The 1915-nt window shown below is 59.5% G+C and carries 2 protein-coding genes and 2 pseudogenes; all 4 read right to left on the reverse strand.

Features of this window, described 5'->3' with window-relative positions:
• A pseudogene (locus HX803_RS13045) lies at window positions 1–252 on the reverse strand (hypothetical protein); the annotation flags it as partial.
• Between the two features lie 18 nt (window positions 253–270).
• Window positions 271–498, reverse strand: coding sequence for a RebB family R body protein (locus HX803_RS13050; RefSeq protein WP_003187543.1), 228 nt, complete (start codon window positions 496–498; stop codon window positions 271–273).
• A gap of 100 nt (window positions 499–598) precedes the next feature.
• A pseudogene (locus tag HX803_RS13055) lies at window positions 599–1117 on the reverse strand (RNA polymerase sigma factor); the annotation flags it as partial.
• Window positions 1118–1210: 93 nt separating this feature from the next.
• Window positions 1211–1471, reverse strand: a complete 261-nt coding sequence (locus HX803_RS33105; RefSeq protein WP_372339909.1) for a helix-turn-helix domain-containing protein — start codon at window positions 1469–1471, stop codon at window positions 1211–1213.
• Window positions 1472–1915: the final 444 nt, after the last annotated feature.

Raw genomic sequence — 1915 nt, forward strand, 5'->3', positions numbered from 1 at the left:
GTCGGCGGGGACGGCGATCTGCGCCGGGGCATAGGCCACGTTCTGCGCATTGGTGAACTGCACGGCCTGCACAATCTGGCTATTAAGCGCCGCAGTGCTGTCCGTGGAAGGCGTGCCGGCCTGGTTGAGCAAATGTTCGTTCATGCGCGCCATGACCGAGCGCGAAGGCGGTGCCGCTGGAGCGGGTGCAGGGGTTTCGGCGGCGGGGGTTGCGGGTGCGGCAGCAGGTTTCTTCTTGCTGAACCATGACATGATTCGTCTCCCCAGGGCTCAACCCTTCTCGCCAATCTGCATGATCAGCGCGACCGCCTTGGAGATCACCGCATTGGAGATCTGGTTCATGGCCTGCTGGCTGTTGACCGCGTTCTGCAAGGACAAGCCCGCCGCGCTGCTGGCAACCTGGTACAGCGACGCGATGGCCTGGGCTGGCGCCTCCGCAACCACCTTGACGTTGGTTTGGGTGACCGCGTCGGTGATCTGACTGTTGACCTCTGTCATACATCTCTCCTTGATGAAATGCACCCGGACATGGGCGTATTGAATGGCGGCGTGGTGTGCTCATAGAACTTGAACGCCCCCCGCCGACCGTTGTGAATNNCAGCAGTTGCACACGCTTGCGGACCAGCGGCAGTTTCACCTGCAACTCGGCAGCGATTTGCGGGTAAGGCAACTCATCCACGAAACGCATTTCGAACAGGCGCTGCTGTGAAACCGGTAACTGCGCCAGGTGCGCCTCGATCCGTTCCAGGCGTTCGTAGCATTCCACGCGCTCTAGCACCGAGGCACAGGGGGCGGCGAGTTCGGCCAGGTGATCGTGTTCAAGCACCACCGAATCATCGAACACTCGCCCCTCACGCTTACTGCGCCGCAGGCTGTCAAAGAACACGTGGTCGAGCACCAGGAACAGAAACCCTTGGGGATCGCGAATACGCTCCGGTGAACGCCGAAAAAACAGCAAGGCCTTGATGGCCGTCGCTGACAGCCATTCCTGGCCCTGATCCTGATTGCCCTTAGCCCGGCGCAAGGCCCGGCGCTTGAGTTCCCCCTGTACCGAACGCCAACTCGCTTCGAACAACCGGTCGTCAGCCACGGCTGCTTTGTTCAACTCAAAAGTCATCCCCATCACGCGCACTCCCTTGCATTTTTGATGAGGGGCCAGTCTGAGAGGATTCAACGAAGCAACGCTGTTACCTGGGGAACACAGCACACACTAATTCAACGAAAAAGCCTTGCGCCGCAGGTGTTCGAGGTCATTAATCACCATCCGCTCCAAGTTGCCGCTGATCAGGCCACTGCGGCGCCAAAGCTGCAGTTGCACGTTCAGTTTGGGGCGACTGGTGTTGAGCATGGACGCCAGCACCCCCTGGTTGGCCGGCAAGGACACACTGGGCATGGCCAGGGCCAGGTCGATGTCGTCCATGTTCGCCAACAGGAATCGCGCCAGCCGCGACTCCAGCCGATGCAGGCTCACCAGCTCANNCCTGCATCATCGAATAAATCCGCCCGTCCACCACCAACGCGATGAATTCGAGGGTGTCGTCCTTGAAATAGAGCACTTCACGATCATCCAGCGTGCGCTCCACCATATGGGTCGCGACGTGGTGCAACAGGTGTTCCGGCATACCCCGAAACAAATCGGAACGGGCCAGCAGGGTTTGTCGCAACGGGAGATCGAGCATCACGGTTCCTTTGGAATGCATGCGTTCACCTGGTCTGACGGGAAAATGCTGCGCGCGAGGCGCAGAAAGGTGCTTTAACACCTACGGAGCAAAGCAAACAAAGGGACGTCCGACCGGCGGACTTGTGAATACAGGGAAAACGCCAGCATTGGCGACACAAAACACCGGCGTGGACGCCTTGAACCGACATGGGTATGATGTCGCCCGCACAAGCATCCGTAGCTCAGCTGGATAGA

Source organism: Pseudomonas sp. P7548 (assembly GCF_013386585.1).
Taxonomy (GTDB): Bacteria; Pseudomonadota; Gammaproteobacteria; order Pseudomonadales; family Pseudomonadaceae; genus Aquipseudomonas.